The sequence below is a fragment of the Salmonella sp. SAL04213 genome (genome assembly GCF_046550535.1).
Taxonomy (GTDB): domain Bacteria; phylum Pseudomonadota; class Gammaproteobacteria; order Enterobacterales; family Enterobacteriaceae; genus Salmonella; species Salmonella enterica.
The window spans coordinates 313,091-335,204 of the sequence record NZ_JBGDXS010000002.1 but is presented as its reverse complement, the minus strand read 5'-3'; the positions used below and the strand labels follow the sequence as shown (position 1 = coordinate 335,204).

General features: G+C 50.3%; 24 protein-coding genes, 3 tRNA genes and 1 pseudogene. 8 read left to right on the top strand and 20 right to left on the bottom strand.

Annotated elements, in window-relative coordinates; genetic code table 11:
- Positions 1-22: 22 nt before the first annotated feature.
- Together ACLJPQ_RS06470 and ftnA are read left to right on the top strand one after the other, a co-directional pair.
- On the top strand, positions 23-358 hold the full coding sequence (locus tag ACLJPQ_RS06470; protein ID WP_000803229.1) for a YecR-like lipofamily protein: 336 nt from the start codon (positions 23-25) through the stop codon (positions 356-358).
- A gap of 239 nt (positions 359-597) precedes the next feature.
- Positions 598-1,095 (top strand): non-heme ferritin, encoded by a 498-nt coding sequence (gene ftnA, locus ACLJPQ_RS06465; protein WP_000920619.1) that lies wholly within the window; start codon positions 598-600, stop codon positions 1,093-1,095.
- 45 nt (positions 1,096-1,140) lie between these two features.
- On the opposite strand, the gene ACLJPQ_RS06460 is transcribed toward ftnA, so the two are convergent.
- On the bottom strand, positions 1,141-1,380 hold the full coding sequence (locus ACLJPQ_RS06460; protein ID WP_000377238.1) for a YecH family metal-binding protein: 240 nt from the start codon (positions 1,378-1,380) through the stop codon (positions 1,141-1,143).
- 226 nt (positions 1,381-1,606) lie between these two features.
- Between ACLJPQ_RS06460 and tyrP the strand changes: the two genes are divergently transcribed.
- Positions 1,607-2,818: a tyrosine transporter TyrP gene (gene tyrP / locus ACLJPQ_RS06455; RefSeq protein ID WP_001562965.1), complete on the top strand. Its 1,212-nt coding sequence runs from the start codon at positions 1,607-1,609 to the stop codon at positions 2,816-2,818.
- A gap of 74 nt (positions 2,819-2,892) precedes the next feature.
- Here tyrP and ACLJPQ_RS06450 read toward each other — a convergent pair whose 3' ends face one another.
- From ACLJPQ_RS06450 to uvrY, 10 genes and pseudogenes are all read right to left on the bottom strand, one after another.
- Positions 2,893-3,558: a YecA family protein gene (locus ACLJPQ_RS06450; protein ID WP_000781521.1), complete on the bottom strand. Its 666-nt coding sequence runs from the start codon at positions 3,556-3,558 to the stop codon at positions 2,893-2,895.
- Between the two features lie 238 nt (positions 3,559-3,796).
- On the bottom strand, positions 3,797-4,123 hold the full coding sequence (locus ACLJPQ_RS06445; protein ID WP_000240837.1) for a glucose-6-phosphate dehydrogenase: 327 nt from the start codon (positions 4,121-4,123) through the stop codon (positions 3,797-3,799).
- A 212-nt stretch (positions 4,124-4,335) separates the two neighbouring features.
- Complete coding sequence (locus tag ACLJPQ_RS06440) at positions 4,336-5,775, bottom strand: SH3 domain-containing C40 family peptidase (protein ID WP_080185037.1); 1,440 nt, start codon at positions 5,773-5,775, stop codon at positions 4,336-4,338.
- A gap of 214 nt (positions 5,776-5,989) precedes the next feature.
- Positions 5,990-6,322, bottom strand: coding sequence for a hypothetical protein (locus ACLJPQ_RS06435; RefSeq protein ID WP_023139758.1), 333 nt, complete (start codon positions 6,320-6,322; stop codon positions 5,990-5,992).
- A 250-nt stretch (positions 6,323-6,572) separates the two neighbouring features.
- Positions 6,573-6,659: transfer RNA gene (locus ACLJPQ_RS06430), tRNA-Leu, on the bottom strand.
- An 11-nt stretch (positions 6,660-6,670) separates the two neighbouring features.
- Positions 6,671-6,744: transfer RNA gene (locus ACLJPQ_RS06425), tRNA-Cys, on the bottom strand.
- 51 nt (positions 6,745-6,795) lie between these two features.
- Positions 6,796-6,871: transfer RNA gene (locus ACLJPQ_RS06420), tRNA-Gly, on the bottom strand.
- A 151-nt stretch (positions 6,872-7,022) separates the two neighbouring features.
- Complete coding sequence (gene pgsA / locus ACLJPQ_RS06415; protein WP_001160192.1) at positions 7,023-7,571, bottom strand: CDP-diacylglycerol--glycerol-3-phosphate 3-phosphatidyltransferase; 549 nt, start codon at positions 7,569-7,571, stop codon at positions 7,023-7,025.
- Between the two features lie 56 nt (positions 7,572-7,627).
- Entirely contained in the window at positions 7,628-9,460 is a 1,833-nt protein-coding gene (gene uvrC / locus ACLJPQ_RS06410) for an excinuclease ABC subunit UvrC (protein ID WP_023254656.1), read from the bottom strand.
- Positions 9,457-10,113 (bottom strand): annotated as a pseudogene (gene uvrY, locus ACLJPQ_RS06405) (UvrY/SirA/GacA family response regulator transcription factor). The gene uvrC and the pseudogene uvrY overlap by 4 nt, the downstream one beginning before the upstream one ends.
- 311 nt (positions 10,114-10,424) lie before the next feature.
- Here uvrY and ACLJPQ_RS06400 point away from each other — a divergent pair.
- The gene (locus ACLJPQ_RS06400; protein ID WP_000546186.1) at positions 10,425-10,580 is read left to right on the top strand and encodes a hypothetical protein; all 156 of its coding nucleotides are present in this window, start codon (positions 10,425-10,427) and stop codon (positions 10,578-10,580) included.
- Positions 10,577-10,801 (top strand): DUF2594 family protein, encoded by a 225-nt coding sequence (locus ACLJPQ_RS06395; RefSeq protein ID WP_000106483.1) that lies wholly within the window; start codon positions 10,577-10,579, stop codon positions 10,799-10,801. Before ACLJPQ_RS06400 ends, ACLJPQ_RS06395 begins: the two co-directional genes overlap by 4 nt.
- Positions 10,802-10,867: 66 nt before the next feature.
- Here ACLJPQ_RS06395 and sdiA read toward each other — a convergent pair whose 3' ends face one another.
- The 9 genes from sdiA to ACLJPQ_RS06350 all read right to left on the bottom strand — a co-directional run bounded on the left by sdiA (position 10,868) and on the right by ACLJPQ_RS06350 (position 19,645).
- On the bottom strand, positions 10,868-11,590 hold the full coding sequence (gene sdiA, locus ACLJPQ_RS06390; protein ID WP_001157172.1) for a transcriptional regulator SdiA: 723 nt from the start codon (positions 11,588-11,590) through the stop codon (positions 10,868-10,870).
- A 232-nt stretch (positions 11,591-11,822) separates the two neighbouring features.
- Entirely contained in the window at positions 11,823-12,575 is a 753-nt protein-coding gene (gene tcyN / locus ACLJPQ_RS06385) for an L-cystine ABC transporter ATP-binding protein TcyN (RefSeq protein WP_080185038.1), read from the bottom strand.
- Complete coding sequence (gene tcyL / locus ACLJPQ_RS06380; protein ID WP_001158238.1) at positions 12,572-13,240, bottom strand: cystine ABC transporter permease; 669 nt, start codon at positions 13,238-13,240, stop codon at positions 12,572-12,574. Before tcyL ends, tcyN begins: the two co-directional genes overlap by 4 nt.
- Before the next feature lie 20 nt (positions 13,241-13,260).
- Positions 13,261-14,247 (bottom strand): D-cysteine desulfhydrase, encoded by a 987-nt coding sequence (dcyD, locus tag ACLJPQ_RS06375; protein WP_001128188.1) that lies wholly within the window; start codon positions 14,245-14,247, stop codon positions 13,261-13,263.
- Positions 14,248-14,400: 153 nt separating this feature from the next.
- On the bottom strand, positions 14,401-15,201 hold the full coding sequence (gene tcyJ, locus ACLJPQ_RS06370) for a cystine ABC transporter substrate-binding protein (protein ID WP_000761634.1): 801 nt from the start codon (positions 15,199-15,201) through the stop codon (positions 14,401-14,403).
- 146 nt (positions 15,202-15,347) lie between these two features.
- Entirely contained in the window at positions 15,348-15,899 is a 552-nt protein-coding gene (gene fliZ, locus ACLJPQ_RS06365) for a flagella biosynthesis regulatory protein FliZ (protein ID WP_000218080.1), read from the bottom strand.
- 58 nt (positions 15,900-15,957) lie between these two features.
- Entirely contained in the window at positions 15,958-16,677 is a 720-nt protein-coding gene (locus ACLJPQ_RS06360) for an RNA polymerase sigma factor FliA (protein WP_001087453.1), read from the bottom strand.
- A gap of 196 nt (positions 16,678-16,873) precedes the next feature.
- The gene (fliB, locus tag ACLJPQ_RS06355) at positions 16,874-18,079 is read right to left on the bottom strand and encodes a flagellin lysine-N-methylase (protein WP_000659222.1); all 1,206 of its coding nucleotides are present in this window, start codon (positions 18,077-18,079) and stop codon (positions 16,874-16,876) included.
- Between the two features lie 78 nt (positions 18,080-18,157).
- Positions 18,158-19,645 carry a FliC/FljB family flagellin gene (locus tag ACLJPQ_RS06350; RefSeq protein WP_000079805.1) on the bottom strand — a complete coding sequence of 496 codons (1,488 nt, stop codon included), beginning with the start codon at positions 19,643-19,645 and terminating at the stop codon, positions 18,158-18,160.
- A gap of 256 nt (positions 19,646-19,901) precedes the next feature.
- Here ACLJPQ_RS06350 and fliD point away from each other — a divergent pair, with 256 nt between their 5' ends.
- Genes fliD through fliT form a run of 3 tightly spaced genes read left to right on the top strand, consistent with a single transcriptional unit; the run spans position 19,902 to position 22,095 of the window.
- Entirely contained in the window at positions 19,902-21,305 is a 1,404-nt protein-coding gene (fliD, locus tag ACLJPQ_RS06345; protein ID WP_000146806.1) for a flagellar filament capping protein FliD, read from the top strand.
- Between the two features lie 14 nt (positions 21,306-21,319).
- Positions 21,320-21,727 carry a flagellar export chaperone FliS gene (gene fliS, locus ACLJPQ_RS06340; protein ID WP_000287764.1) on the top strand — a complete coding sequence of 136 codons (408 nt, stop codon included), beginning with the start codon at positions 21,320-21,322 and terminating at the stop codon, positions 21,725-21,727.
- Positions 21,727-22,095 (top strand): flagella biosynthesis regulatory protein FliT, encoded by a 369-nt coding sequence (gene fliT / locus ACLJPQ_RS06335; protein ID WP_000204899.1) that lies wholly within the window; start codon positions 21,727-21,729, stop codon positions 22,093-22,095. The genes fliS and fliT overlap by 1 nt, the downstream gene beginning before the upstream one ends.
- Positions 22,096-22,114 lie beyond the last annotated feature (19 nt).

Genomic DNA, 22,114 nt, shown 5'->3' with positions numbered 1-22,114 from the left:
ACCGAACTGTCGGAGCGATTTTATGAAGCCTCTTATTTTTACTCTTTCACTGCTAGCCCTGACGGGATGCACCATTACTCGACAAGCGCAGGTCAGCGAAGCCAGCCCGATAAGCGGCATCGTGCGCCTGACGTATAACCAGCCGCTATTTTTTACTTCACGGACAGATGACTATGTATCTCACGGGACCGCAACACGCGAATGCCAGCAGATGGGCTATGCCGATGCCGTTTCGTTTGGTCAGCCGGTAGGAACCTGTAGCATTTATGCGGGCTCGTTGTGTCTGAACACCCGATTTACCCTCTCCTGGCAGTGCCGGGGCGTTGCCGTCCCGCAAATTATGCCGCTTTATTATTAAGGCGGCTGGCTTAACGCCGACACCATGTACAATGGAGGAGAGCGCAGGGTCGCTATTGCCAGCATGAAGGTGCTGGCTTTCCTTTATTTTTATACCCTATACACTGGCGTTAATGCGTTTTATTCCCATTCGTATTTTTAATAATTAAATTTAATATTTTACCTTTTGCAAATAATAAAATAACAAATTATAGTGGCGCCACATTACTGTATATCTTTTGCTATTTGTGGAGCGGAACCATGCTGAAAACAGAAATGATCGACAAACTGAATGAGCAAATGAATCTGGAGTTGTACTCCTCCCTGCTCTATCAACAAATGAGCGCGTGGTGCAGCTATCATAGTTTTGAAGGCGCGGCCGCATTTCTTCGTCGCCATGCGCAAGAAGAAATGACGCATATGCAGCGCCTGTTTGACTACCTTACCGATACCGGAAGCCTGCCGCGCATTAATACCGTTTCTTCGCCCTTCGCTGAGTACACCTCACTGGATGAGCTGTTCCGCGCGACCTATGAGCATGAGCAGCTTATTACGCAAAAAATTAATGAACTGGCTCATGCCGCAATGACCAGCCAGGATTATCCGACATTTAATTTCTTGCAGTGGTATGTGGCAGAACAGCATGAAGAAGAAAAATTGTTCAAATCTATTATTGATAAATTAACGCTGGCGGGAAAAAGCGGCGAAGGGCTTTATTTCATTGATAAAGAACTCTCCACCCTGGATACGCAAAATTAATCCAACACGTCCTTACACGGTGAGACGCGCTCTCACCGTGGCGTATTAATGGCGGCAGATTTTACTCTCATGCGTTGAAAAACCGTCCTCCACGGCAATAAACTTTCCTTTCGCCGCCAGAAACGCGACCAGTTCCGCCGCCGTCATATCTGACGCTGAACAGGTGTGAAATCGTGCCCGCTCGCCAAAGCGCGCTTTTATTGCCGCCTCCAGCGAGGTATGCGTGTACTGCTCGCCAGACTCAATCATCATGTTGAGTACTTCGTGACCGTGAATGGAATCCATAACCCCTCCTGAATAAAACTCGTAGCCTAATGTGTCCTTGTGCGAGCGACTTTGCGCTAGCGCAGGTTTGCGGCGGTTGTCCGCGTCTCCTCCCATACTCGCTTTTATGCCCGTAACTGTAAATTTTACAGTACACCTATTGTAACGACCATTTGACGAAAATAGCGTAATGCCTTACCCTGCGCCGCGGATATCACCGTTCTTTGTTACCGGGGTAGTAGAAAGCGTGAAAAACAGAACTCTGGGCAGTATTTTTATCGTGGCAGGCACCACTATCGGCGCCGGGATGCTGGCAATGCCGCTGGCAGCGGCTGGCGTTGGTTTCAGCGTCACGCTGGGATTGTTGATTGGCCTGTGGGCGCTGATGTGTTATACCGCGCTACTATTACTGGAGGTATATCAACACGTTCCGGCTGATACCGGGCTGGGCTCGTTGGCAAAACGCTATCTTGGACGTTACGGACAGTGGCTTACGGGATTCAGTATGATGTTCTTAATGTATGCGCTCACTGCCGCCTACATTTCCGGAGCCGGAGAATTACTGGCATCCAGTATTAATAACTGGCTTGGCGCCACGCTCTCGCCCGCTGCCGGAGTACTGCTGTTCACCTTTGTTGCCGGTGGGGTGGTATGTGTGGGAACCTCGCTGGTCGACCTTTTTAACCGCTTCCTGTTTAGCGCAAAGATCATTTTTCTGGTCATCATGCTTGCGTTGCTCACGCCACATATTCATAAAGTAAATCTTCTTACGCTTCCTTTACAGCAGGGGCTGGCGTTATCCGCCATACCGGTCATTTTCACCTCGTTTGGTTTTCACGGAAGCGTACCGAGTATTGTGAGTTATATGAACGGCAACATTCGCCGGCTGCGTTGGGTCTTTATGACGGGTAGCGCCATTCCGCTAGTGGCCTATATTTTTTGGCAGCTCGCCACGCTGGGAAGTATCGACTCGCCGACATTCAGAGGGCTACTGGCCAGCCATGCCGGGTTAAATGGCCTGCTGCAGGCGCTCAGAGAAGTGGTCGCTTCGCCACATGTCGAACTGGCGGTCCACCTGTTCGCCGATCTGGCGCTGGCGACCTCTTTTCTGGGCGTAGCGCTAGGATTATTTGATTACCTGGCCGATCTATTCCAGCGCCGCAGTACGGTGTCCGGACGCCTGCAAACCGGGCTGATTACCTTTCTGCCGCCGCTGGCGTTTGCGCTTTTCTACCCACGTGGATTTGTGATGGCATTAGGCTATGCCGGCGTAGCGCTGGCAGTGCTGGCACTACTCATCCCTGCCATGCTGGTCTGGCAATGCCGTAAACAGAGCCCTCAGGCGGGATATCGTGTGGCAGGCGGCACGCCAGCGCTGGCGCTGGTGTTTATCTGCGGCATTGTCGTGATTGGCGTCCAGTTTTCGATCGCACTGGGGTTCCTGCCCGATCCGGGTTAATGTCAGGCAAAGATTACCGGGCCCGGACGCCGTCCAGGCTCGATAATCATCACGCTATGGCCGTTTACGAGCCATTAATGCAGGCAGCACTGCTTAAATTTTTTGCCGCTCCCGCATGGGCAAGGATCGTTACGCCCCACTTTCACCTCTGCTTTTATCGGCATCTGTAGCGGCGTCGTGTGCGGATGCGCCATCCACCAGGCATGCAGCTCAAGCGCCGCGATACGGATAGCGTCAACGCTTTTATCGAACGCTTCCGGGCTCATTTTATCCAACAGCGCAAAGTTTTCTTCCGTGCCGTGTAAGGCAATCGCTTCCAGCGCCGGTTTTAGCGTATCCGGCAAGTCAGACCAGTCGGACAGCGACACTCCGCGCATGTAACCAAAGCACCATTCTTCAACAATCGTTAATTCATGGCCATCAACTTCTCGCAGGCCAAACAGCGGCTCGAACTGTTCTGGATAGTCTTCAAGCCGGGCGGCTGTGTCCGCCATGTGCTGGAACACCAGATCCATAAATCGCGTCATTTCTTTTTCAGATGTCCAGCGCGGTACGTACGCGGGCCCCCCCCATATCGCGACCAGCCACTGTTCCGGCTCGATGGGGCGCGGAGAGCTTAGTACCGCAGTAATCAGACCGTCCAGCTCCGCGACATCCAAAATGGCCTGATCGGTATTGTATTTCGTCAGCACATCATCCAGCCATTCCAGCTCGTTCTCGTTTAATGGTTCCATTTTCATAACGCTTTTCCTCAGTGATGACTTCCGCCTGTAGGCCTCTTACATTGCAGCGGATAAAAATAATTTTTTTGCAGGCAGTTTGGATGGCAACCATCAGGGGCCAGATTAACACGAAATGAGGAGGATTCCGGAAGTTAACGCACAAAAGGAGGATCAGGGCGCAGATTTTCCGCCAGGAAGCGCTCGCCCCACACAAAAGCGAGAGATGGGTTTCTCGCTATATTATACTCATGCTAACTTATACCACCGCCGCGGACAGATAAAACCGCCCTCTCAAATAGAGCTTATTTTCAGTAAAAAAGTGTTTAATGAGTTCGTCTACCGCTTCTCTGTCAGCAGAAAAGGTTATTTCCATAAACAGCGTATCGTACCCTATTTTGATATTTTTTTTCTTACAGTAAACACGGATCTCATCCTGCACACTCAGCAGCGGCAGGCTAAATGTGTATAGCGGTTGCGGTTCTTTTTTCGCCGCTTTCTCAAAAACTTTAGTGACCAGATCCCCAAGATCGCGCTCCGACCGGGCACCGTTATTAAAATGCAATAAATTACGTCTTTTTACCACCCAGCCTCCAGCCAGATACCGCCAACAATAACTCTCACTTCAATGTGTGAGGCACATAATCACATCCAGAATCAGCTCCAGATAGTATTTCAAATAAACAGCCCGCACTATAGCGCATACTTTTTTCAGACACAGTTTACAGGGATACTCTCTTTATATCCACGCGCACGGCTGCCTTAATCATGTCTTCCGCGATAACACAGTTTGTCAACCTATTCTATATAACCAAGCTTAAACAGAACCTTACCAGCCAGCGATATCAGCTCAGGATTTTCAGGATAAAAACGCAGTAACGGCAAAAATACCGCCTCACCGATAATGCTCCGGCTATTAGCATGGTTTGGGCGCAATCCCCAGATATTCTGATAAGTCATCGGTACGACCTGCCCATTCATGGTTGTGTTACCGATATACAGCATAATATGCCCTGGAATATAGACCAGCGTAGTAAACGGTTTTCCGTATCTGGTGAGATAATCGATCCGCATTTGGGGACTTTTATGACTAAGATCGACCACCCGTCCAGCAGCCTCTACCTGCGCGGATGAATGTCTGGGCAGGAATATGCCAAACGGCATTAATAGGCTGCGGACTTCGGCTGAACAATCATTATAAAAGTTAAAATTTCCCCAACCGTAGGGGGCGCCGTGCATTGCTTTCATTAGCACGGCGATATTTTCCGGCGTCATTTTCCACGGCATAGCCGTAAACTCGTTACCGCTTAGCCAGACCCAATGGATAAACGCACGACCATTGCTGTCGCGAACTGGCGCCGCAATCAGGAACTGGCCCGCCCGTTGATGTCGGAACGGTAAAATAGTGCCCGGTCGCCCGGTGAAATAATAGACGCCTGCGGCATGGACAGAAACCGGCGCGTTGATAAATGCCCCCAGTTGCTTATGAGCAAGCAAAACCCACTGTGTTATAAATTTCTGATCCGTACTGGCAATATCTTCACTATGAACCCAGCCAGTTACCGCTGGTGAAACGACATATTGCCAGCGTTGGTCTTTGCTCTTCGTCAGCGTATAGACCGGCGTACCGGGACGCAGCGAAGACATTTGTAAATTATCAAACGGGTACCCCTCGCCCGCCTGACGGGGATCGTTAAAGAGCGGGTCGTCCGTTGGCAGCGCTCTGACTAAACTTTCTCTGACCATAATGCCTCGCCGGGAGGCATGATAGATATTGTCAATCTGCGTATCCGTATTCCCTCTAACCTCCTCTTTCCTGCGAGAGGTATAAAGTCTGAAGTTTTCCCCCCAATAAGCACTGCCGTCGCTAAGAAACTGCTTAATACTGGCATCCCGGGCCTGTGCTGCGTTTTTTTTCAGCAATGCGGTAATATAAAAATCATTCCACGGCGAGTGCGCTTCACTGCCCATTCCGAAATAATGAGATTTTAGTGCGTTAAAGTAGCGTTGTTGGGTAGCACTATCAATAACCGGAATAGTGTAATCAGCCGAGTCCGGAGGTATCCATTTATCAACCGACTGTGAATAATCCGCTAACGGAAAGCGTGTTTTTGTCGGGTCAATATAGCTCCCTGTGAGAATTTCATCTTTGGCTGTTGATCGGTTGGTCGTCTGGTGGCAAGCGGTGAGGCACAATGGTATCAATAAAACGGCCCAGGTTTTCTTTTGCATCATCATCTCCGTAAAGCGGGGAAAGCATAATATAGAGACTGACCAAAACCGCCATTCACGAAAACCCGAAATTATCTGTAGTTGACCTGTTATTAAGACAATATTGCAAAACGTGATTAAAGCATGAAGCGGATCACATTACCTTGTGATGAATATTAGTTCGCTATCTACCTTTAATTAAATTGTGCAGAAAACACCCCCTGAACAGTTTTATACTCGTTTAATTTGCATAAATACTCCACTGACCCGCCCCTGTTTTTTTCAGACAATACATACTGTAGCGCGTCAGTTCTACTTTTTTTATATACTCTGCAAAGTCATTTTCATCGACGTAGCCAATAAAATTCCGCGCATCACATGTTGAAGAGGAAGGCTCTCCTGGAAGAGAGTAGGTTACGATTGCACTCTCAGGCTCATACAAAATAAAAAAAAGTAAAAAAGCGCAACCTACAATCCCAATATTAATGAAGCTAATAAATAATTTTGCATTATCGGTATATTTCACTGGCAGACCTACTCTCTTTAATAAAGCAGGCATAAAACATATCAGCATTTTTTATAGAGATTAATGGATTTTATCGGCTGATTTACCCGACGTTTAGTATTTACCAGCCATAAGTTCTTGCGGGTCGGTAGCACATAACTGCTGTACTGGCAGAAATGCCGCTACCGGTGTTTTTTTACTGTGTATCGCGCTGGAAAGTTCACGCTCGCGGTCGGCATACAAATTGAAGGCACAAAAAAACCACCCGTAGGTGGTTTCACGACACTGCTTATTGCTTTGATTATTCTTGTCTTTCCCATGGTACCCGGAGCGGGACTTGAACCCGCACAGCGCGAACGCCGAGGGATTTTAAATCCCTTGTGTCTACCGATTCCACCATCCGGGCTCGGGAAAAATTGGAGGCGCGTTCCGGAGTCGAACCGGACTAGACGGATTTGCAATCCGCTACATAACCGCTTTGTTAACGCGCCAAATTTTTTGGCTTTTCAGCCAGCATCCGCTTTACGCCAATGCTTTTAAACTGGAGCGGGAAACGAGACTCGAACTCGCGACCCCGACCTTGGCAAGGTCGTGCTCTACCAACTGAGCTATTCCCGCAGTATCAAGCAACTTTGTTAATCACTTGATTTTGTTATCGTCTGGCAATCAGTGCTGCCGTTCGATGCGTTGCATTCTACTTACCTGACGCACTGAGTCAACGATATTTTTCGTCACTCACGATCGTTTGCTGAAATTTGCGGCGAAACGATCACTGATCAAGCAAATCTCCGCGTGCAGCGCTCAAATATTGCAACATGGACCACAACGTTAGCACCGCTGCGACAAAGAAAAGCGCGATCCCGGCATACTCTACCCAGATATTCGGACGCCACAAGAGCCACGCCAGCGCCACCATCTGCGCGGTAGTTTTGACTTTACCGATCCAGGAGACCGCTACACTACTGCGTTTGCCCAGCTCCGCCATCCATTCACGCAGAGCAGAGATAATAATTTCGCGGGCTATCATCGTCGCCGCAGGTAACGTCACCCACCAGCTATGATAATGCTCGGTGACCAGCACCATGGCGATCGCCACCAGCACCTTGTCGGCGACGGGGTCGAGGAAAGCGCCGAAACGCGTACTCTGGTTCCAGCGTCGCGCCAGAAAGCCGTCAAACCAGTCGGTAATAGCGGCAATACAGAAAATCAGCGCGCTGACCATCGGCGCCCAGGCGAACGGCAAATAAAACACCACGACAAAGAATGGAATCAGGATGACGCGAAACAGCGTGAGCAACGTAGGGATATTAAATTGCATAGTGACGGGTAACTATCTGTTGTCAGTGAAATTACCCCTATGTTGCTACAGTGGCCTCAATGTTTCAACGACCAGAAGATCTTTTCTGCCAGACCTTGCGAAATACCCGGCACTTTTGCAATTTCTTCTACGCTGGCGTTACGTAGCCCTTGCAAACCGCCCATATATTTCAGCAGCATCTGGCGACGTTTAGGCCCAACGCCTTCAATGGTTTCCAGCGTACTGGTATTTTTAACCTTCGCGCGTTTTTTACGGTGCCCGCCGATCGCGTGATCGTGCGACTCATCGCGAATATGCTGAATAACATGCAACGCCGGCGAGTCCGGCGGCAGGCTAAACCCCTCGCCTTCCGGTTCAAAAAAGAGTGTTTCCAGACCGGCCTTTCTGTCCGCGCCTTTGGCGACGCCGAGCAGCAAAGGACGATGCTTATCCCAGGGGACATCCAGCTCAGCAAAAACGGCTTTCGCCTGGGCGAGCTGCCCTTTTCCGCCGTCGATCAGAATAACATCCGGAATCTTACTTTCTTCTATAGCCTTGCCATAACGCCGACGTAGCACCTGATTCATCGCCGCGTAGTCATCACCCGGCGTGATGCCCGCGATATTATAACGACGATACTCGGCGCGTAACGGCCCGTTAGCGTCAAATACCACACAGGATGCGACCGTTTGCTCCCCCATGGTATGGCTGATGTCAAAACATTCCATCCGCTTGATCGCAGGAAGTTTTAATACCGCCGCCAGCGCAGTCAAACGCTGCGTGATGGTGGACTGCTGCGAGAGTTTAGTGACTAAGGCCGTTGCCGCGTTGGTCCGCGCCAGCTTGAGATAACGGGCGCGATCGCCACGCGGTTTTGTCTGGACATGAATACGCCGTCCGGCAAGTTCCGACAACGAGTCGGCCAGCAGCGTTTTATCGCTAAGATTAAAATCGAGCAGTATCTCGCCCGGTAGCGTGCGCATCTGGCTACCCTGTAGGTAAAACTGCCCGACAAAGGTTTCCACCACTTCGCCCAGTTCCGTACCACCAGGCACTTTTGGAAAATAGCTGCGGCTGCCCAGCACCTTACCCTGGCGAATAAACAACACATGCACACAGGCCATACCCGCATCAAAAGCCACGCCGATAACGTCGAGATCGTCGCCCGCATTGGAGACAAACTGTTTCTCCGTGACCCGGCGTACCGCCTGGATCTGATCGCGAATACGCGCCGCCTCTTCAAATGCCAAATCCTGGCTGGCCTTTTCCATCCGGGCAATCAGTTGTGTTAAGACCTGGTCGTCCTTGCCGGACAAAAACAACCGGACATACTCCACCTGTTGCGCATACTCCTCCTCGCTGACCAGTCCTGCAACGCAGGGGCCTAAGCAGCGGCCAATCTGGTATTGCAGGCAAGGACGCGAGCGGTTGCGATACACGCTGTTTTCGCACTGGCGGATAGGGAAAATTTTCTGTAACAGCGCCAGCGTTTCCCGCACGGCATAGCCATTAGGAAATGGGCCGAAGTACTCGCCTTTCGCATGTTTGGCGCCACGGTGCATCGCCAGACGCGGATGGGTATCGCCGCTCAGAAAAATAAAAGGATAGGATTTATCATCACGCAACAACACGTTGTAACGCGGTTGGTACAACTTGATGTAATTATGCTCAAGCAGCAGCGCTTCCGTTTCGGTATGCGTTACCGTGACATCAATGTGTTGAATTTGCGCAACTAGCGCTTCGGTTTTACGCGAAGCCAGGTTGCTGCGAAAGTAGCTGGAAAGACGCTTTTTCAGGTCTTTTGCTTTACCGACATAAATAACCGTACCGCCGGCGTCATACATACGATAGACACCGGGTTGGCTGGTAACGGTTTTCAAAAATGCCTTTGCGTCAAATATTTCACTCACTGGCTTGTTAACGTCTCCGCATTACACAGGCCATGGCGGATTGCCAGGTGAGTCAGCTCAACATCACCATGAATGTTTAATTTACTGAACATGCGATAGCGATAGCTGTTCACCGTTTTAGGACTGAGATTCAGCTGTTCTGAAATCTCATTGACCTTCTGACCCTTGGTGATCATCAGCATAATCTGCAACTCGCGTTCAGACAAACTGGCGAACGGCGTTTCCGTTTTTGCAGGCTCGATCTGACTGAGCGCCATCTGCTGAGCGATATCGGAGGCGATATAACGTTGTCCGGAATACACCGAACGAATAGCGCTCACCACCTCCTGAGGCGCAGCGCCTTTGCTGAGATAGCCAGCTGCGCCAGCCTGCATCACTTTGGCGGGCAACGGGTTCTCCGTATGGACGGTCAGCATGATCACTTTGATATCCGCTGTCGAGCGGGCAATTTTACGCGTCGCCTCAAGGCCGCCAATACCGGGCATGTTCATATCCATCAGCACGACGTCAACGGCGTTAGTACGGCACTATTTTACCGCATCCTCTCCGCAGCACGCTTCACCGACAACTTTAATGCCCTTTATATCTTCAAGAATGCGTCGTATCCCTGCGCGCACCAGTTCGTGGTCATCAACAAGAAGAACGTTGATCAAAGGAATATCTCCAGAATAGGGATAACGCTACTGATAGTTAATCGCCCTTATATTAGCTGGTTTTATCTCAACTTTGAAACGTAAAAAAACACCGGGTATTCGATTTTGCTCTCGTTTTTGGAAATTATGTTGTACGTCGTGTGGCAACTGCCAACGTTGTAGCCCCTTCTGACGGCGCTGTCCCGGGCTGCTATTTCATAATGGTGACAAAAATTTCACGTTCCGCTGTCTAAACACTAATTAGGGAATCAACTTTGTAACAATAATTAACGAGTAAAATACGCGTAATAAACAAAGAATGAAGAAAATATATGCATCACGCAGCAACGTTTATTTTGTGGGTAACCCCTCCGCTTTTTGATCAAAAAACAACCACTGCTATTTTTAGCGTAGCTTATGGTATACTCCGCCGCCTTAACATCTGCTATCGCACATTTTCACTGAAACATAACGAGGAAAATAAATGAGTACGCCTGATTTTTCCACCGCTGAGAATAATCAAGAACTGGCTACTGAAGTCAACTGCCTGAAAGCCATGTTAACGCTGATGCTGCAGGCGATGGGCCAGGCCGATGCAGGGCGCGTGATTCTTAAAATGGAAAAACAGATCGCGCAGATGGATGATGAAGCACAAGCGGCGGTATTTTCCAGTACGGTTAAGCAAATTAAACAGGCTTACCGCCAGTAGTAAAAAACCGGCTGTTAGCATCGCTTTCAGCCGGTTTCGCGTCTGGCGCGAAGCATCGTCAGCACGTCATATCAGACCTGTCGCCGCAGCGTAGCAGGCAATCTGTGTTTTATTTGGCGCATTGAATTTCTTCTGCATGTTTTTCTGATGGAAGTTAACGGTATTTTCAGAAATTGACAGAATAATGGCGATCTCTGATGAGGTCTTCCCTTCCGCCGTCCACTTCAGAATCTCTTTCTCACGTTTACTGAAACGCATCTCAGGCGCCATCACCATGTCGTCTTCAAATCTTGTCAGCGCCGAAAGACTCTCCCGCGCCAGCAGTTGCAACCTCAGCTCCACTTCATCGTAGGTAAACGAGGAGCAGCGTAAGCTGCTACGGGAGAAAGATAAAAAGCCCAGCGCCCGGTTCGGCAACATCACACACTGGGTTACGCCTCTGCGTAATCCGAAACGCTGGGCGGCATCCCACATCGCCTGCGCTTCATGAAATAGCACGTCATCCCAATGTAAATGACCCTGCCTGAAATTTTCCGGCTTTAATACCGGATCGATCGCGAAATAGTTTTCGGACTGGTAATGCGTTACCCACGCCTGAGGATAGGTGGTACGAAGCGATATTTTAGGCCGGGTAAAGGGAACGGGATGGCGAACACACAGGGCATAATAATCAAATTCCAGCCGCTGTGTCTGATATTGCAATTCAGTATAAACATCCTCTGCTGCCGCCATCTCCTGAAAGCGTAACAACATTGCGCGTCGCCAGGTGAAGAAATCATTTTCCTGCATATTTTATGGTCACGCCTTTGATATTGATAATCATTATTATGAATGACTTAAATTAATACATAAATAGTGTTTATATATAAGAAATATCGGACGAAACGTAGAATACTTGAGCGACATTACACTTTTTTGGCTTCCGCCTGAGAGCGAGGCTAATAATCTGGCAGAATGAGTTCATAATTATTCATTGCGCTCGCCAGAGGCACGGCTAATTCGGGCGAGCGTTGAAAAGGTATTATTTCACTAAAAATTTCTCAAGGAACTGGCGGGTACGCGGATGCTGAGGATCGGCGAACAAGGTTTTCGCCGGCCCCTGCTCAACGATTTGCCCCTGATCCATAAATATCGCCCGGTCAGCCACGTCACGCGCAAAGCCCATTTCGTGAGTAACGATCACCATCGTGCGCTTTTCCTGCGCCAGCTGGCGAATCGAATTAAGCACCTCGCCGACTAATTCAGGATCAAGCGCCGACGTCGGCTCATCAAACAGAATCACTTCCGGGCGCATCGCCAGCGCGCGTGCAATCGCCACGCGCTGCTGTTGCCCGCCCGACAGGCGGCGCGGATAACGGGTCTCTTTACCGGCCAACCCGACTTTGGCTAACAGTTCCCGCGCCAGCGCCGTCGCCTCGGCTTTCGGCTCTCCCTTTACAATCACCGGACCTTCAATGATATTTTCCAGCACGGTACGATGCGGGAACAGGTTAAAACTCTGAAAGACAAAGCCGACATGCTGGCGTAGCTGGCGAATCAACCCTTTTTGCTGGCTGAATGGGCGGGCGGTATCGATGATAATATCGCCCACTTTAATGGTGCCCGCTTCCGGTTGTTCCAGCAGGTTAATACAGCGTAATAACGTTGTCTTCCCTGAGCCGCTCGGGCCGATAATGGCGACGACTTCTCCGGGCTTCACCTCAAGGTCAATACCGTGCAGCACCGTTTGACCATGAAATTTTTTGACCAGGTTGGTGACTTCGATCGCACTCATTTTGGCTCTCTCTCCTGGCGGTTAAGCTGGTTTTCAAAATAGTTTTGCAGTGCCGATAAGACGGTCGCCATTACCCAGTAGATTAACGACGCGGCCAGATACATGGTAAACACCTCCAGCGTTCGCGAGGTAATTAACTGCGCCTGGCGGAACAACTCCGGCACCTGAATCGTCGCGGCGAGCGACGTATCTTTCACCAGGCTGATAAAGCTGTTGCTCAACGGCGGAAGCGCGACGCGAGCGGCCTGCGGCAAAATAGCGCGACGTAGCGTTTGCCACGGCGTCATGCCAATGCTCGCCGCCGCTTCCCATTGTCCCTTGTCGATAGCCGAGATCGCCGCGCGCAGCGTCTCGGACGTGTAAGCCGCGGTATTGAGCGATAAACCAATCATCGCCGCCGGGATAGGGTCCAGCTCAATCCCAAATTGCGGCAGGCCGTAATAGATCATAAATAACTGGGCGATAAGCGGCGTACCGCGAAAAATCGAGATATAAAAGCGCGCCAGCCAGCGAACCGGCCATAGCGGAGACATCCGCATCAGCGCCAGCACAAATCCCAGCAGCAGACCAAAAAACATACCGCCAATACTCAGTTGCAGGGTAAAGACGGCGCCTTTAAGCAAATACGGCAGCGATTCAATAACCAGTTGGATACTTTCTTGCATTCGCGTTGATTACCTGGAGGTTATACATGAGGATGGTAGGCAAACAGCGCAGGCGCCCCACCGGTGTGAATAAAGAGAATCGGCCCGTCATCGTTAAAGCGTTTCTGGCTGATGCCGTCTATCAGACCCGCCATCGCTTTACCGGTATATACCGGATCCAGCAGCACTCCCTCCAGGCTCGCCAGCAGTTTCACCGCCTCCATCCCCGCGTCATTTGGCACGCCGTAACCCGGGGCAAAATAGTCATCCCATAAATGAATATCCGCCGTCGCCGTCAGCGCCAGCTGACCGGCAATAGCCTGCTGCAAGGCAATCACTTTGGGTTTCTGCTCGGCGACAGAACGTGAAACGGTCACGCCAATCAGTTCGACATCCGGCATCAGATGTTCCAGCCCGACAGCTAACCCGGCGTGCGTTCCGGCGCTGCCGGAGGCCACCACCACCGAAGAGAGCCCGACGACCTCTTCACACTGCTGGGCGATTTCCAGAGCGCTCTCTACGTATCCCATTGCGCCCAGCGCGCTGGAGCCGCCGACCGGAATCACATAGGGCCTGAACCCTTGCGCTTCAATGCGCGTCGCCAGCGTTTGCAGCTGCGCATCCGGATCGGTTAGCGCATCGCACATCTCAATTTGCGTATTAAATAAATCCAGTAACAGGCGATTACCATTCGTCAGGTAATTTTCCGCGGTGGTACCGATTGGATTTTCCAGCAAGGCGACGCAATGCAGTCCCAATTTGGCCGCGACTGCCGCCGTCTGACGGACATGGTTCGACTGAATCGCCCCTGCGGTTATCAGCGTATCCGCCCCTTCTCGCAGCGCGTCGGCCACCAAAAACTCCAGCTTGCGCAGTTTATTGCCGCCCATTGCAATGGGCGTAACGTCATCGCGCTTAATGTAAATCTCACGGCCAAGATAATCAGACAATCGCGGCAGGTATTCGAGCGGGGTCGGCGCGCCAATAAGCTCCAGGCGAGGAAAGCGCGTTAAGTGATGTAGTGGCATTGAGCCTCCGGTAACGTTGTGGTGTGTTCTTTTTATTATGCACGTTGATCTAACGGAAATAAAAAAGGCGCCGATTCACGCGCCTCCGTTTGCTGACATAGTATGAGGTTGATATTGCCCGGCGGCGCACTGCCTGCCGGGCAACGTAGAACATTATTGGGTCACGTCAGCGCCAAACCATTTTTCAGAGAGGGCTTTTAAGGTGCCATCTTTTTGCATTTCCGCAATGGCGTTATCTACCGCCTTCAGCAAGTCTTCGTTGCCTTTACGTAACGCAACGCCGGACTCCTGACGCGAAAACGCATCACCGGTGACGGCCAGCGTACCTTTGGTTTTTTTCACCAGATCCAGCGCCGCCAGACGATCGACTAAAATCGCGTCAATACGGCCTACGCGCAGATCCTGGTATTTTGTAGGATCATCGTCATAGGTACGGATATCCACGCCCTGCACATGTTGACGTAGCCACTCTTCATAGTTAGTCCCCAGCCCAACGCCAACTTTTTTGCCCTGCAGATCGGCCGCCGTTTTGATCGTGCCTTCATTGCCTTTTTTCACCAGCGCCTGAACGCCGGAGACAGTGTAAGGCGTAGAGAAATCATATTTTTTCTTGCGGACGTCTGAAATCGTGACCTGGTTTATCACTACATCAATGCGTTTAGCGTCCAGCGACGCCAGTATTCCGTCCCATTTGGTCGGCTTCAACGACGCTTTAACGCCCAGATGTTTTGCCAACGCCTCGGCGAAATCGACTTCAAAACCGGTTAATTTGCCGTCTTCGCCCTGAAAGCTAAACGGCGGATAGGTACCTTCCAGCCCTACCAGCAGCGTGCCACGTTCTTTAACTTTGTTCAGCAAACCCTCATCGGCAAAGCTCTTCGCGCTCATTCCCGCCACCAGCGCTACAGCCATTACTCCCATCAGTGCCTGACGTCCCAGCAGTGCTAATTTCATAGTAACCCCGAATATTGCCGTTAATGACCATAGACTGTGTCCCGCCATGGCGCATCGTCACGTCTCGCGAACCTTTGGGGGACTCAGCCTAATGTAGAAGGTTTGCCACGTTTCACCAACACGACTCTGCTACATCTTATGCTTTTTTAATATATATCAGAACTGGCGGTAAAGGGGGATTTCTGTCTGGGTGCAATCTGCTGATGCGCTTTATATTGCTGGTATTTACGTAGTGCGATACGGTAATTATTGGTGCTGGTTTCCGGCAACCATGGCGCCAGGCTTTCATCGAGAAAACCGTCCTGCAGCAGATCGTGGGAAATGTTTTGCTCGCTGAGGTAATTGCCAAGACGTCGTAAACGCACGACATATTCCCGCACCGTGCCATGGCTCATCTCGGTTTGTTCAAACAAATACTGTTTGAAACCGATAATATCGAAAAAATCACTCTGCTTTTTGCAGTGCAAATCGCCGCAAAAGCGACATAGCGCCACCCACTCCTTCTGCTCCCGCTGCCAGGCAGCGTCGTCAAGTAGCATATCCAGCTGTGAAATAGCGATTTTATTAACGATCTTGCCACGGCGAACCAGCGTAATGCGATCGAGCAGTTTGTGACAATGCGCGCAATGCGTCTGGCTGTGTTTAAAGTCTTTAAGATAGCGGCTCAAGGGCCGCCTTTTAGGTTGCTGCACCGTCATGAGAACTCCTGGTAGTCTATACGTTGTGCGGCACTTTTCGGGTGCGACCATGCGCGACCTATAACTTACCCAGTTTGGTGCGTAATCGTTTGATGGCCTGACTATGCAACTGGCTGACCCGCGATTCGCCGACTTCCAGTACCGCGCCAATCTCTTTGAGGTTGAGCTCTTCCTGGTAATACAGCGTTAACACCAGTTGCTCGCGTTCCGGCAGCGATTCAATCGCGTCCATTACCCGCTGTCGCAGGTCGCCCTCCAGCAGTTGATGTAACGGGTTTTCCTGTTGATGTTCTTCAGTCACCAGTTCGATGCTATCGCCATGCTCTTCCCGCCACTCATCGTAAGAGAAAAGTTGGCTGTTGTTGGTATCGAGCAACATCTGACGATACTCCGCAACAGGGATGCCAAGACGTTCCGCCACTTCGGTTTCCGTCGCATTACGCCCCAGTTCCTGCTCCAGTTGTCCCATCGCCTGCGCCACTTCGCGGGCATTACGCCGGACGCTACGCGGCACCCAATCGCGGCTGCGTAATTCATCCAGCATCGCCCCACGAATACGCTGCACTGCGTAAGTGGTAAATGCCGTTCCTTGCAAAGCGTCATATCGGTCGACCGCATTTAATAACCCGATGCCGCCCGCTTGTAGCAGATCGTCCAGTTCCACGCTCGCCGGCAATCGCACCTGCAGGCGCAATGCTTCGTGACGCACCAGCGGTACATAACGCTGCCACAGCGAGTGTTTATCCATTACACCTTCAGCGGTATACAGTGAATTCACGATAAACAGCCCTGCGTTAAATGAGTTATCGGCATGATTATCCGTTTCTACAGAGGGTTCTATCGAAGGAATAAGGCTATAAAAGAAGGGTTATTTCACTTATGTAACCTGTAGCGCCTTTTTTGCGGCTAAAAGAGCAGAATAAAATCAGCCAGATAGGATAAACGGGATGCGCAAGCGCCCACCCCGAATAAAACTATGTCAGAAGATGAATCATCGACAGATCGTCGCCAGTACGCACCGTTTCTATATGGCGATGAAAATTCTTCGCCACCTCGCTGTTATGCTGGCTGCGGGAGTGAAAGCTATACACAATATTAATAACGTCATCCCACTCAAGCCGCCCGCGCTCATACACGCTGGCTGCCGTTAATAGCTTAATAAAGGCATATTCCGCCACGATAATATACAGCGCGCGTAACGGGTCGACATTCGGCTGGTTGGGGAAATTATTTTCCCAAATTTTATAGAGAATTAAATTTCTGAAAGCCCAGTTCTTCTGCTGCTCATCCGCCTGTAAACAGCGCGCTAATGAGGACTCAATATCGCTAACCTTCTGCTCCATTGAAACACCCTCTTCCGCCGTCAGCACCCGCAGAAGGCACTGGATATAGTGATCGAGGATAACACTGCCACGATTAAGCGGGAGCGAGCGGAAATAGTCCTGCATCTGCAATACCAGCGAGGTTTTTACCTTGCTATCCGGCGCGATATTCATTAACTCCTGCGCCAGCACGCCGGTCTGCAACTGCTCAAGTAGCGCAGCATACACCTGTTCCAGTTCACCCAGCGCCGCATCATCAATTTTGGCAAATTTCTGCGTATACATGACAAATTTTATTAACGCATAGAGCGCCGCTTCCGTACTGCTGTTGGCATGATTGATCAAACTCAGGCAAAACAGATTGAGTAACTTTTGCTGCGCTGGGAATAACGGCGCAGTATTGAATGTCTGCTGAATGATTGTTTTTTCGCCGAGCGCCATCGCGTCAGGATCGTTTAAAATGCGGGACGTCACCTCCGGGCAGGCAAGACTCAGGGAGTTACGTACCTCATTTTTGTAGGTATGATGCGCCCGCGGGAAAGAGGAACAGGTATGACTTAATGCCTTTGCGCCTAACGTTTTTTGTACCCGGCACAGACGGTCCTCATCCAGATAAGGGCAATTCCCCAGCGCCGAAGGCAGCTTAATTTCGCCCCAGTGGCTGTTGTTCTTTTTCAGCAGGATAATATGGTCTTGCGCGATGGTACGAATCGTCGCGTCTTTACTGGCGAGATACTTTTTAACCGTCGTCTTATCCAGCGTGATTTTCCAGCCCTTACAACAGTGGTCGCGACAGGCCGAGCCAGAACAGGAAAAGCGGGTGACAAAGGCAGGTTCAGTGACGGTGATTTCTTTCATTACACAGGCTCCGGAATTAAAAAAGGCAGCTTTCGCTGCCTTGATTGTGTACCACGTGTCGGTGAATCAATCGCCGGATTAACGCAGTAAAGAGAGGACGTTTTGCGGAACCTGGTTCGCCTGCGCCAGAACGGAGGTACCGGCCTGCTGCAGAATCTGCGCGCGAGACATGTTGGAAACTTCGGTCGCGTAGTCGGAATCTTCGATACGGCTACGGGCAGAAGTCAGGTTGTTTACGGTGTTGCCCAGGTTGGTAATAGCGGAGTTGAAACGGTTCTGTACCGCACCCAGGTCAGAACGTAACGTGTCAACCTGTGCCAAAGCAGCATCAATTTTCTGCAGCGGGTTTTCGGTGGTTGTAGCAGCCGCTTCCGCCAGATCAGGCTGTGCTTTAAAGTTGTGACCTTCGGCTTTACTTGCAGCGTAAGTTTTACCACCAATAGAAACAACTTCGGTTTTGCCGTCTGCGCCACCCAGTTTGTTTAGTGCAGTTTTGGATGTACCGTCATCTGCAGTGTATTTCGTAGTATTAATACTTATGGAACCATCTTTATTTTGAGTTGCAGAATAGTAATCATCGCCTACCTTAACTGCTAAACCACCATCAATAGTTTTACCGTTATTATCAGTATAAGACATCTTAACAACAGATGCTGTGCCGGTAACACCTGCTGCTGTCAATGCGGCTTTAGCCTCTGTCAAATCAGCATTTGCAACTTGTACATTTTTCACATCCTCAGTTGCTGTCGCAGGTAGTCCACCTGTAAGCGGGGAAGTCGCACCGCCAGCAAGAGTCACCTCACCGTTCGTCTTATCAACGGAAACTTCATAATAGCCATCTTTACCAGTTCCCCCCGTAACGGTAACTTTGGCGTAATATTTTCCAGTCGTATCATCAAATTTTAAATCGCCATCAATTTTCTGGTCAGTACCACCAAGACCAGTAGCCGAGGCTTTAAAAGTACTATTGTCTAAAGCAATCGTAGTATCGGCATATCCTGTAACAGTTGCAGCCGTATCGCTGACCTTATATTTTTGTTGCACATTCAGCGTATCCAGACCCAGGGTCTGAGAGTTGATCTGCTTCAGATCGATATCGATAGTTTCACCGTCGTTGGCACCAACCTGGATGGTCAGGGTGTTGTCCTGCGCCAGGACTTTCACGCCGTTGAACTGAGTCTGGCCGGATACACGGTCGATTTCGTTCAGGCGCTGGGTGATTTCAGCCTGGATGGAGTCGAGGTCAGACTGGGAGTTGGTGCTGTTAGCAGACTGAACCGCCAGTTCACGCACACGCTGCAGGTTGTTGTTGATTTCGTTCAGCGCGCCTTCAGTGGTCTGCGCAATGGAGATACCGTCGTTAGCGTTACGGGAAGCCTGAGTCAGGCCTTTGATGTTCGCGGTGAAACGGTTAGCAATTGCCTGACCTGCCGCATCGTCTTTCGCGCTGTTGATACGCAGACCGGAAGACAGACGCTCGATAGCGGTACCCAGAGCAGACTGGGATTTGTTCAGGTTATTCTGGGTCAACAGCGACAGGCTGTTTGTATTAATGACTTGTGCCATGATCTTTTCCTTATCAATTACAACTTGATGTTATTGGGCTGTTGCCCACGGTTTCTCACCGTAACCCTTGTATCGGCACCTGAATTTCGAACTTTAGAAAATTTTTCACTTCCCCCGATCTTTTTCTTAGGCGGCGAAATAGCCGCTTTATGCATCATTATTCCGCGCATTATTTTTGCAAAATTATCATTAAACTTTGCCTCCAGATTGCCGATAACGCGCTTAACTACTGTTTGCAATCAAAAAGGAAGAAGGCATGGCTTCAATTTCATCATTAGGTGTGGGATCAAACTTACCGTTAGACCAGTTGTTGACAGACCTGACAAAGAACGAAAAAGGACGCTTAACGCCAATTACCAAACAGCAGAGCGCGAATTCGGCAAAGCTAACCGCCTATGGCACATTGAAAAGCGCATTAGAAAAATTCCAGACGGCAAATACCGCGTTAAATAAAGCGGATTTATTTAAGTCTACCGTGGCGTCCAGCACGACAGAGGACCTCAAAGTCAGTACTACCGCAGGCGCTGCCGCAGGGACTTATAAGATTAGCGTAACCCAGCTTGCCGCCGCGCAGTCGCTGGCGACAAAAACCACCTTCGCAACCACCAAAGAGCAGTTGGGCGATACGTCGGTCACGTCCCGGACAATTAAAATTGAACAGCCGGGACGTAAAGAGCCGCTGGAAATTAAGCTGGATAAAGGCGACACCTCCATGGAGGCGATCCGTGACGCCATCAATGACGCCGACAGCGGTATCGCCGCCAGCATCGTTAAGGTCAAAGAGAACGAATTCCAGTTGGTGCTTACCGCCAATAGCGGTACCGACAATACGATGAAGATCACGGTGGAGGGCGATACAAAACTTAACGATTTACTCGCTTATGACAGCACCACCAATACCGGCAATATGCAAGAGCTGGTGAAAGCAGAAAACGCGAAGCTGAACGTAAACGGCATCGACATTGAACGTCAGAGCAATACCGTAACCGACGCCCCTCAGGGAATTACGCTCACCCTGACGAAGAAAGTGACCGACGCGACCGTGACGGTAACGAAAGATGATACCAAGGCGAAAGAGGCGATTAAATCCTGGGTGGATGCCTATAACTCGCTGGTGGATACCTTTAGCTCGTTAACCAAATATACCGCCGTTGAGCCGGGCGAAGAAGCCAGCGATAAAAACGGCGCGCTGTTAGGCGATAGTGTGGTTCGTACTATCCAGACCGGGATTCGGGCACAATTTGCCAATAGCGGCAGTAATTCTGCGTTCAAAACAATGGCGGAAATTGGCATCACCCAGGATGGGACTTCCGGCAAACTGAAGATTGATGATGATAAGCTGACCAAAGTACTGAAAGATAACACAGCCGCAGCGCGTGAGCTGTTGGTAGGTGATGGTAAAGAAACGGGGATCACCACCAAAATTGCCACCGAAGTGAAAAGTTATCTGGCGGATGACGGCATTATTGATAATGCGCAGGACAACGTTAACGCCACGCTGAAAAGCCTGACGAAACAGTACCTGTCCGTTAGCAACAGCATCGATGAAACCGTTGCCCGTTACAAGGCCCAGTTTACCCAACTGGATACCATGATGAGTAAGCTGAATAACACCAGTAGTTATTTGACCCAGCAATTTACAGCTATGAACAAGTCCTGATAACAGAGGTCACCATGTACACCGCGAGCGGTATCAAAGCTTATGCGCAAGTCAGCGTGGAAAGCGCCGTGATGAGCGCCAGCCCGCATCAGTTGATTGAAATGTTGTTTGATGGCGCGAATAGCGCTCTGGTGCGCGCTCGCCTGTTTTTAGAACAAGGCGATGTTGTCGCGAAAGGTGAAGCGTTAAGCAAAGCCATCAATATTATCGATAACGGGCTGAAAGCCGGTCTCGATCAGGAAAAAGGCGGTGAGATTGCGACGAATCTTTCCGAGCTATACGACTATATGATTCGCCGTTTACTGCAGGCTAATTTGCGTAACGACGCTCAGGCCATCGAAGAAGTGGAAGGGTTACTCAGCAATATTGCAGAAGCCTGGAAGCAGATTTCACCGAAAGCATCTTTCCAGGAGTCTCGTTAATGACCTCAACCGTGGAGTTTATCAACCGTTGGCAGCGTATTGCGCTGCTCAGTCAATCGCTGCTTGAACTTGCGCAGCGAGGTGAATGGGATCTCTTATTGCAACAAGAGGTCTCCTATCTGCAAAGTATTGAAACGGTGATGGAAAAGCAAACTCCACCGGGCATTACGCGAAGTATTCAGGATATGGTCGCCGGATACATCAAACAAACGCTGGATAATGAGCAGCTCCTGAAAGGGCTGCTGCAACAGCGACTGGATGAACTCAGTAGTTTGATCGGACAATCCACCCGCCAAAAATCACTCAACAACGCTTATGGCCGTCTTTCCGGTATGTTACTCGTGCCAGACGCGCCTGGTGCCTCATAATATTTTCCCGTCTCGTATG

Bases quoted from the DNA above. Each gene is read 5' to 3' on its own strand.
- ACLJPQ_RS06470 (WP_000803229.1), top strand. From the start codon at position 23: ATGAAGCCTCTTATTTTTACTCTTTCACTGCTAGCCCTGACGGGATGC.
- ftnA (WP_000920619.1), top strand. From the start codon at position 598: ATGCTGAAAACAGAAATGATCGACAAACTGAATGAGCAAATGAATCTG.
- ACLJPQ_RS06460 (WP_000377238.1), bottom strand. From the start codon at position 1,380: ATGGATTCCATTCACGGTCACGAAGTACTCAACATGATGATTGAGTCT.
- ACLJPQ_RS06450 (WP_000781521.1), bottom strand. From the start codon at position 3,558: ATGAAAATGGAACCATTAAACGAGAACGAGCTGGAATGGCTGGATGAT.
- ACLJPQ_RS06440 (WP_080185037.1), bottom strand. From the start codon at position 5,775: ATGATGATGCAAAAGAAAACCTGGGCCGTTTTATTGATACCATTGTGC.
- ACLJPQ_RS06435 (WP_023139758.1), bottom strand. From the start codon at position 6,322: ATGCTGATATGTTTTATGCCTGCTTTATTAAAGAGAGTAGGTCTGCCA.
- pgsA (WP_001160192.1), bottom strand. From the start codon at position 7,571: ATGCAATTTAATATCCCTACGTTGCTCACGCTGTTTCGCGTCATCCTG.
- ACLJPQ_RS06400 (WP_000546186.1), top strand. From the start codon at position 10,425: ATGCATCACGCAGCAACGTTTATTTTGTGGGTAACCCCTCCGCTTTTT.
- ACLJPQ_RS06395 (WP_000106483.1), top strand. From the start codon at position 10,577: ATGAGTACGCCTGATTTTTCCACCGCTGAGAATAATCAAGAACTGGCT.
- sdiA (WP_001157172.1), bottom strand. From the start codon at position 11,590: ATGCAGGAAAATGATTTCTTCACCTGGCGACGCGCAATGTTGTTACGC.
- tcyN (WP_080185038.1), bottom strand. From the start codon at position 12,575: ATGAGTGCGATCGAAGTCACCAACCTGGTCAAAAAATTTCATGGTCAA.
- tcyL (WP_001158238.1), bottom strand. From the start codon at position 13,240: ATGCAAGAAAGTATCCAACTGGTTATTGAATCGCTGCCGTATTTGCTT.
- dcyD (WP_001128188.1), bottom strand. From the start codon at position 14,247: ATGCCACTACATCACTTAACGCGCTTTCCTCGCCTGGAGCTTATTGGC.
- tcyJ (WP_000761634.1), bottom strand. From the start codon at position 15,201: ATGAAATTAGCACTGCTGGGACGTCAGGCACTGATGGGAGTAATGGCT.
- fliZ (WP_000218080.1), bottom strand. From the start codon at position 15,899: ATGACGGTGCAGCAACCTAAAAGGCGGCCCTTGAGCCGCTATCTTAAA.
- fliB (WP_000659222.1), bottom strand. From the start codon at position 18,079: ATGAAAGAAATCACCGTCACTGAACCTGCCTTTGTCACCCGCTTTTCC.
- ACLJPQ_RS06350 (WP_000079805.1), bottom strand. From the start codon at position 19,645: ATGGCACAAGTCATTAATACAAACAGCCTGTCGCTGTTGACCCAGAAT.
- fliD (WP_000146806.1), top strand. From the start codon at position 19,902: ATGGCTTCAATTTCATCATTAGGTGTGGGATCAAACTTACCGTTAGAC.
- fliS (WP_000287764.1), top strand. From the start codon at position 21,320: ATGTACACCGCGAGCGGTATCAAAGCTTATGCGCAAGTCAGCGTGGAA.
- fliT (WP_000204899.1), top strand. From the start codon at position 21,727: ATGACCTCAACCGTGGAGTTTATCAACCGTTGGCAGCGTATTGCGCTG.